The following is a 7,651-nucleotide window of genomic DNA, read 5'->3' as shown; positions in this document are numbered from 1 at the left end:
TGCTGTTTCTTTTCTGTTTTTAAATAATTCTCTGAAAAGTTGAGATCACGTAAAAATCCTCATATTCAAACAACGCATCATCATTTCATCCGCAAAAGCACATGAGGAAATGATGAGGCAACTCTACGAATACCACCCCGTCGTCGGCTATCGCTACATACCCCGCCTGAAAGTCAGAATTCCGCACGAAGGCGGGGGATATCTCATGCAGGTGAACGAACATGGGTTCCGCGCCGACCGGCCGTTCGCGCGGGAGCGCACGCCGGGTAGCCGGCGCGTGCTCGTGTTCGGTGATTCGTTCACGGCCGGCGACGCCGTGCCCAACCGCCAGCGCTACACCGACCTGCTGGAAGCGCGCCTGCCCGCTGCCGGTACGCCGCCCGTCGAGGTCTACAATTTCGGCCTGTCGTCGACGGGGACGGACCAGCAATACCTCATCTGGCGCGAATTCGCCCGCGACATCGAACACGACCTCGTCGTCATCGCCGTGTTCGTCGAGAACATCCGGCGCGTCGTCGCGCAATTTCGCCCGCATCGTGACGAGCATGGCGCCCTCCGCATCTATGCCAAGCCTTATTTTCAGCTGGACAACGACGTTCTGCGGCTGTGCCAGGTACCGCCGCGGCGCGATCCGTACGAGGAACACGAGCTGGACGCCAACCAGGCCGCTGCCGTCGACCAGGGCGGGCGCTTCGTCATGCTGCGCAAGATGGTGACGAAGCTGGGCATGCGCGAGATGGTCCAGCACCTCACGCAGTACCAGCCGCTGCCGCACTACGATTCGTCCGCCAACCCGGCATGGCGCCTGATGCGCGCGATCCTGACGGAATGGATCCGCGCGCTCGACCGGCCCGTGCTGCTGATGCCGCTGCCATTGCCGCAGCACCTCGACGAAACGTGCGACGCTTCGCCTTACCAGGCCCGGTTCGCGGAACTGGCCTCCGACCTCGGCTGCCGCCTGCACGATCCGCTGCCCGACCTGTTGCGCATTTCCTCCGCCACGCGGCGCCAGCTGCGCTGGGAAAAAGACATCCATTTCACGCCGGCCGGACACGACGCCCTCGCGCATTCGCTCCAGCCCGTCATCGCCGACATGCTGGGCGCAAGCCTGGCCCGGGCCAGCTGAGGAGACATCATGGGCAAGACCATACTCGGTATCGCCGGCTATTACCATGACGCGGCGGCGGCTCTCGTGCGCGACGGCGAGATCGTCGCGGCCGCGCAGGAAGAACGCTTTACGCGCAAAAAGCATGATCCATCGTTTCCCGTCAACGCCATTAATTACTGCCTCGAGGAAGGCTTCGTCGACGCCGCCGACCTCGATGCGATCGTGTTCTACGACAATCCGCTGCTGACGTTCGACCGCGTCGTGCAGAATGCCCGTGCCGGCGTCATTCACGGCGACGCGGCCGGCGCGCGCGCGCTGTTCGCCCAGGCGGCCGGCGCGGTGCTGGGCGACAAGATCTGGGTGAACGAGCACGTCCGGCAGACGCTCGGCACGCTCGGGCGCGCAGGACGCGTGCTGTTCGCCGAGCACCATATGGCGCATGCCGCCAGCGCCTTCTACCCGTCGCCGTACGACAGCGCGGCCGTGCTGACCATCGACGGCGTCGGCGAATGGGCCACGACCACGCTCGGCGTCGGCCACGGGCGCAAGCTCGAACTGTTCGCCGAAATCGACTATCCGCACTCGCTGGGCCTGCTGTACAGCGCGGTCACGAGCTTCTGCGGCTTCAAGGTCAATTCCGGCGAGTACAAGCTGATGGGGCTGGCGCCGTACGGCCGTCCGCGCTACGCCGGGCGTATCCGCGAACACTTGATCGACGTGCGTGCCGACGGGTCGTACCGGCTCGACATGGCCTGCTTCGGCTGGCTGGACGGGATGGCGATGCCCGGTCCGCGCTTCGCCGAGCTGTTCGACGGCCCGGCGCGCCAGCCCGAGACGCCGATCACGCGGCGCGAGATGGACCTGGCCGCCAGCATCCAGCAGGTCACCGAAGAGATCGTGCTGAAGACGGCGCGCCACCTGCGCCGCCTGAGCGGAGAGAGCAAGCTCGTGCTGGCGGGCGGCGTGGCGCTGAACTGCGTCGCCAACGGCAAGCTGGCCGCGGCCGGCATCTTCGACGGCATCTGGGTGCAGCCGGCCGCCGGGGACGCGGGCGGTGCGCTCGGCGCGGCCCTGCTGGCCCACCACATGGCGTACGAGGCCCCGCGCCGGCGCGCGCCCGGTGCCGGCGACGCCCAGCACGGCAGCTACCTCGGACCCCGCTATTCGAGCGAGGAGATCCTCGCCTTCCTGGACCGCAAGGGCTATCCGTACCACCGCATCCCCGATCGCGCGGAACGCCTGGCCCTCGTGGCGGAGCTGCTTGCGGCCGGAAAGATCGTCGGCTGGCTGTCGGGACGGATGGAATACGGACCGCGCGCGCTGGGTGCCCGCTCGATCCTGGGCGACCCGCGCAATCCGCGCACGCAGGCGACGATGAACCTGAAGATCAAATTCCGTGAATCGTTCCGCCCGTTCGCGCCGGCCGTGCTGCGCGAGCGCTGCGCCGAGTATTTCGACTTCGACGGCGACAGCCCGTACATGCTGATGGTCGCCCCGGTGCAGAAGATGCGCCGGCTGCCCATGGACACGGGCGCGTTCGAGGCGGGCGACGACGACATGATGGCCGTGATCAACCAGCCGCGCAGCGACGTCCCGGCCGTCACGCACGTCGATTACTCGGCAAGGATCCAGACCGTCGACCGTGATGGGGAGAACGGCGGCCACCCCGAATTCCGCGCGCTGATCGAAGCGTTCGAACGGCTGACGGGCTGCCCGCTGCTCGTGAACACGTCGTTCAACGTGCGCGGCGAGCCGATCGTGTGCAGCCCGCAGGACGCCTACCGCTGCTTCATGCGCACCGAGATGGACCTGCTGGTTCTGGAGGATGTGGTGTTGTGGCGCCGCGAGCAACCCGCGCTGCCGGATAACGAAGACTGGAGGAAGACCTATGAGCTCGATTGACGACGCGGCATTGCAGTCATTCGCGGGGCCGCTGTTCGACGTACTGACTGCGGACTGCGCGGCCGGGCAGCCGCCATTCCCGCTGGGGCCGGATGCACGCCTGTCCAGCTATTACACGCAGCGCACGCACACGACGATGATCCTCGACGATTTCCTGGCGCCGTCCTGCCTGGATGCCGGGGATTTCGGCGAACGCCTGGCCGCGTACTGGCGCGCGCATGGGGATCCCGGGCTGGCCGAACACGCACCCCGGGTGGCCGAGGCGGCGCAAGCCCTGCATGCGCTGTACGAGGCGGCGCGGCCGCAAGCGGAGCTGTCGCCCTATGTCTACCAGATGTTTTGAGCGCGGCGAGTAAGGAGAGGGCATGGGCAATCTCGATGCGGATATGGCGGCCGCGGCGATCGACAGCGCGCTTCCGCCCGGTTTCGTCGCCGTGCCGGCCGTCACGCTGCCTTGCGGTATCACAGTGCCCGCGTTCGCGGTGGCGCGCTGGCTGGCGGCGCGCGGGCCGGACGGGCGTGTCCTGCTGAGCGAGGTTGCGCCGCCGTGGGTGTGCATCGGCTACCACGCGGCGCGGCTGGCCTGTGCGCTTGCCGGCTTCAGGCTGCTGACGGAACTGCAGGCGCTGGCCATCGCGCACGACATTGCCGGTCAGGCCCGGAACTGGACCGGTGGCGCAGTCGGCGCGGGCCGGCTGTTCCAGGGGCTGCACCGGGGCCGCTGCGCCGGCGTGCAGCCGGCCGGCGTGGAACCCGCCGATCCGCTGGAGCGGCGCTGGCATGTGCTGTCGAACGGCGAGCGTATCCAAGACTGCGCGGGCAATGCGTTCAGCTGGGTGTTCGATGACGTGCAGGGGAACCTTGACGGCATCGTCGCACACACGTTCGCGCCGGGCTCGCCGACGCTCGCCACGGCGCCGGGCGCGCCGATGCAGCAGGGGCTGGGCTGGTGGCCGCGCGCCGGACGCAGCTGGTGGGGCAGGGCGCTGGCGCGGGGCGGCAGCTGGTCGTCGCAGGAAGGGGCGGGCGTCTTCACCGTCGTCGACGAGCGGCCGCAGGCGGAGCGGCCATATGTCGGGTTCCGGTGTACGTTGCCGTTGTAGGGTGGGCACTCCGTGCCCACGCGTGACGTTCGCGACATGTTGGCGTTACGCGTGGGCACAGGGGTGCCCACCCTACGCGCTGTTCCGCCGGTTCAGGCCCGCTCGCGCTCGACGCGGTTGACGCCCGCGACCCGGCGCAGGTTCCGGATCAGGTGCGCCAGGTGCACCCGATCCTTGACCTGGATGGTAAAGCGCAACTGGGTCATCATGTGTTCGTCGTCCTCGTCCATGCCGACATACGTGATGTTGGCATCGGACTCGCCGATCTCGGCGGCGACGCGGGCCAGGCTGCCCTTTTCGTTGTTCATCAGCAGGCGGATGCGGCAGTCGAAGCGGCGGTTCAGTTCGCTGCCCCACTGGACCGGGATCCAGCGGTCCGGTTCCTTCAGGCGCAGGCGGTTTGCTTGCGAGCAGTCGGCCGTGTGCACGACCAGGCCCTGGTCGCGGCGCAGCTGGCCGATGATGTGGTCGCCCGGGATCGGCTGGCAGCACGGTGCCAGCTGGACCGATACGCCTTCGCTGCCGTAGATCGTGACCGGATCCAGCTCGCCGCCGTTGCTCGGCTGTGCCGGGATGGTGGCGATGTCGCCGCCCAGCAGGCTCACGATGTGGCGCGCGACGAGCGCCGGCATGCGCTTGCCGATGCCGATGTCGGCGTACAGCTCGTCCAGCGACTTGGCCGACGATTCCGCCAGCAGGCGCTCGATGGTGGCCGGCGCCAGGTCGCCCTTGATGCCCAGCTGCGCCAGCGACTGCGTCAGCAGGTCACGGCCGAGCTCGACGGATTCGTTCAGGTTGACGGTGCGCAGGTGGTGGCGGATCGCCGAGCGCGCTTTGCCCGTGCGCACGAAGCTCAGCCATGTCGGGCTGGGGCGCGAATCGGGGTCGGTCTGGATCTCGACGATGTCGCCGTTGTGCAGTTCGGTGCGCAGCGACGCCGGTTCGTGGTTGATCTTGACGGCCACGGTGTGGTCGCCGATGCCCGTGTGGATGCTGTAGGCGAAGTCCAGCGGGGTCGCGCCGCGCGGCAGGGCGATGATCTTCGATTTCGGCGTGAACACGTAGACGGAGTCCGGGAACAGGTCGACCTTCACGTGCTCGAGGAATTCGGCGGAGTCGCCCGTCTGCTGCTGGATGTCGAGCAGCGACTGCAGCCACGCGTGCGTGCGCTGCTGCAGATCCGTCATGTTCTGGTCGCCCGTCTTGTACAGCCAGTGCGCCGCCACGCCGCTCTCGGCGGTGCGGTGCATGTCCTGGGTGCGGATCTGGAATTCGACCGGGGTGCCGTACGGGCCGATCAGGGTGGTGTGCAGCGACTGGTAGCCGTTGATCTTGCGGATCGCGATGTAGTCCTTGAACTTGCCGGGCATGGGCTTGTACAGCCCGTGCAGGGAGCCAAGCGCCACGTAACAGTTCGGGACCGTGTCGACGACGACGCGGAAGCCATACACGTCCAGCACCTGCGAGAACGACAGGTGCTTGCTGCGCATTTTTTTATAGATGCCGAACAGGGTCTTCTCACGCCCGTAGACTTCGGCGGGCAGGCCGGCCGCAGACAGCTGGTTCTTGACCGCGTCGAGGATCTTCTTGACCACTTCGCGCCGGTTGCCGCGCGCAGCCTTGATCGCCTTCGACAGCGTACGGTAGCGCAGCGGGTACAGGTGCGAGAACGACAGGTCCTGCAACTCGCGGTAGATGTCGTTCAGGCCGAGGCGGTGCGCGATCGGCACGTAGACTTCCATCGTCTCGCTGGCGATGCGGCGCTTCTTGGCCGGGGCCATGACGCCCAGCGTGCGCATGTTGTGCAGGCGGTCGGCCAGCTTGATCAGGATGACGCGCACATCCGACGCCATCGCCAGCAGCATCTTGCGGAAATTTTCCGCCTGCGCTTCGACGACGCTCTGGAACTCGATCTTTTCCAGCTTCGACAGGCCGTCGACGAGGTCGGCCACCTGCGGGCCGAAGCGTTCCAGCAGCTCTTCCTTCTTGACGTCCTGGTCTTCGATCACGTCGTGCAGCAGCGCGGCCATGATCGCCTGGGCGTCCAGCTTCCAGTCGGCGCAGATCTCGGCCACGGCGATCGGGTGCGAGATGTACGGCTCGCCCGACTTGCGGACCTGGCCGAGGTGCATCTCGTCCGAGAAGCGGTAGGCTTCCTTGACGCGCTTGAGTTCGACGGGAGTGAGGTATTCGGCCAGCTTGGTGGCCAGGTGCGTGATCGACGCGACGCCGGGAGCGGGCGCCGGTTCGGCTTCCTGCGGTTTGCCGGCGGGCCGGCCGGGCCGGCTCGCCTTGTTGTTGGTGGTGCCCGAGTGGACGGAATCCGGTGAGGACAAGTTCATACGTAAAGACAATCAGCCGCAGTATGGAAACAGCATAACAGAATCACGGGCTGATTGATCCGTTGGGGTCGGAGCTCACGCGAGAAATTCGGGCTCCGACCCCAAAGGTGATAAACCGCCGACGGGTCACAGGCACCGCCGATCTTACATCGGGACTTTTTTCAGCATTTCCAGACCGACTTTGCCGGCAGCGATTTCACGCAGGGCGACGACGGTCGGCTTGTCCTTGGCTTCGACTTTCGGGGTGTGGCCTTGCAGCAGCTGGCGGGCACGGTAGGTGGCGGCCAGGGTCAGCTGGAAACGGTTCGGGACGTTTTTCAGGCAATCTTCGATGGTGATGCGGGCCATGGTAACTCCAACAGATGAATTGTTTCAGTGATAATTCCGTAACGCAAACGGCCGGTGGGCACGGGGTGCCCACCCTACGGCAATATTCGTAGGGCGGGCATCCCATGCCCACCAATGCTTAAGCTTGCGGTTGCTGCACGTGGATTCCCAACTGGGCAAACAGCGAGGCGTTGCGGGCCGCCTGTTGGGCGAAGCGCGCGCGTGTCGCTTTGACAATCGCCTGCAGCTCGGACAGGGCGACGTTGAACTCTTCGTTGATGATAGCATACTCGAACTCGGGAGCGTGAGCGATCTCACCCCCGGCCGCGAGCAGGCGCCGCGTGATGATGTGCGGCTCGTCCGTGCCGCGCTTGTGCAGGCGCTCTTCCAGCGCCGCGATGGACGGCGGCAGGATGAAGATGCCGGCCGCCTGAGGGAACTGCTTCTTCACCTGGCGCGCGCCCTGCCAGTCGATTTCCAGCAGGATGTCGGTGCCCGTCTTCATTTCCTGTTCCACGGTCAGGCGGCTCGTGCCGTAGTAATTGCCATGCACCTCGGCCCATTCCAGGAATTCGCCGCGGTCGGCGCGGGCGACGAAATCCTCGGCGGTGGTGAAGTGGTATTCGCGGCCGTCCTCTTCGCCCGGGCGCGGCGGGCGCGTCGTGGTCGAGATCGACAGCTTGATGCCCGGTTCCAGCGCCAGCAGCGCATTGACCAGGGTCGACTTGCCGGCGCCGGACGGGGCGGCGACGACGAACAAGCTGCCGGAGAAAGCGGTGGTGAACATGGTGGGTTCCTTTTTATTACGTGATTCTTGGTGTATCGGTCATTCCAAATCCGCGTGGGCACGGCGTGCCCACCCTACGGCG

General features: G+C 66.3%; 7 protein-coding genes. 4 read left to right on the top strand and 3 right to left on the bottom strand.

Annotation, left to right across the window (positions count from 1 at the left end):
• Positions 1-109: 109 nt before the first annotated feature.
• The 4 genes from AC1DYX_RS25170 (at position 110) to AC1DYX_RS25155 (ending at position 4,113) form a co-directional block, all read left to right on the top strand.
• On the top strand, positions 110-1,126 hold the full coding sequence (locus AC1DYX_RS25170; protein WP_477263956.1) for an SGNH/GDSL hydrolase family protein: 1,017 nt from the start codon (positions 110-112) through the stop codon (positions 1,124-1,126).
• 9 nt (positions 1,127-1,135) lie between these two features.
• Positions 1,136-3,010, top strand: coding sequence for a carbamoyltransferase family protein (locus AC1DYX_RS25165; RefSeq protein WP_477263954.1), 1,875 nt, complete (start codon positions 1,136-1,138; stop codon positions 3,008-3,010).
• Positions 2,997-3,353, top strand: a complete 357-nt coding sequence (locus AC1DYX_RS25160; protein WP_477263952.1) for a hypothetical protein — start codon at positions 2,997-2,999, stop codon at positions 3,351-3,353. The genes AC1DYX_RS25165 and AC1DYX_RS25160 overlap by 14 nt, the downstream gene beginning before the upstream one ends.
• 124 nt (positions 3,354-3,477) lie before the next feature.
• Positions 3,478-4,113: a hypothetical protein gene (locus AC1DYX_RS25155; protein ID WP_477263950.1), complete on the top strand. Its 636-nt coding sequence runs from the start codon at positions 3,478-3,480 to the stop codon at positions 4,111-4,113.
• A gap of 92 nt (positions 4,114-4,205) precedes the next feature.
• Here AC1DYX_RS25155 and AC1DYX_RS25150 read toward each other — a convergent pair whose 3' ends face one another.
• The 3 genes from AC1DYX_RS25150 to gmk form a co-directional block, all read right to left on the bottom strand.
• A complete protein-coding gene (locus tag AC1DYX_RS25150) occupies positions 4,206-6,455 on the bottom strand; it encodes a RelA/SpoT family protein (RefSeq protein ID WP_477263948.1) in 2,250 nt (749 codons plus the stop codon).
• A 144-nt stretch (positions 6,456-6,599) separates the two neighbouring features.
• Positions 6,600-6,803, bottom strand: coding sequence for a DNA-directed RNA polymerase subunit omega (gene rpoZ / locus AC1DYX_RS25145; RefSeq protein WP_005665923.1), 204 nt, complete (start codon positions 6,801-6,803; stop codon positions 6,600-6,602).
• Between the two features lie 118 nt (positions 6,804-6,921).
• Positions 6,922-7,569, bottom strand: a complete 648-nt coding sequence (gmk, locus tag AC1DYX_RS25140; protein WP_477263946.1) for a guanylate kinase — start codon at positions 7,567-7,569, stop codon at positions 6,922-6,924.
• Positions 7,570-7,651 lie beyond the last annotated feature (82 nt).

The organism is Massilia sp. P2_C2 (assembly GCF_056404615.1).
Note: the sequence above shows the minus strand (reverse complement) of the source record. Positions and strands in the feature narration are given on the sequence as shown.